Annotated in this window: 1 pseudogene; it reads left to right on the forward strand. The window is 67.9% G+C overall.

Annotated elements, in window-relative coordinates:
* Positions 1-380: pseudogene (locus M3152_RS17885) on the forward strand (sigma-54-dependent Fis family transcriptional regulator); the annotation flags it as partial.

Raw genomic sequence — 380 nt, forward strand, 5'->3', positions numbered from 1 at the left:
TCTCTATCACCGCCTGTGCGTGCTGCGCATTCACGAGCCGCCGCTGCGCGCGCGCGGCAAGGACATCGACATCCTCGCGCACTACGTGTTGCAGAAATTCAAGGCCGACAGCGGCCGCAAGATCAGCGGCTTCACGTCGGCCGCGCTCGATGCGATGCGGCGCTACGAGTGGCCCGGCAATGTACGCGAACTGATCAACCGCGTGCGGCGCGCGATCGTGATGGCCGAGAGCCGGCTGCTGACGCCGCACGATCTCGGGCTCGACACGCCCGGCGAAACCGAACCGGTGACGCTCGAACAGGCGCGGGCGCTGGCCGAACGCACCGCGATCGAGAATGCGCTGCTGCGCAACGACCACCGGATCAACAAGGCCGCCGCCG

The sequence above is a fragment of the Sporosarcina luteola genome, from assembly GCF_023715245.1.
GTDB classification, from domain to species: Bacteria; Bacillota; Bacilli; order Bacillales_A; family Planococcaceae; genus Sporosarcina; species Sporosarcina luteola_C.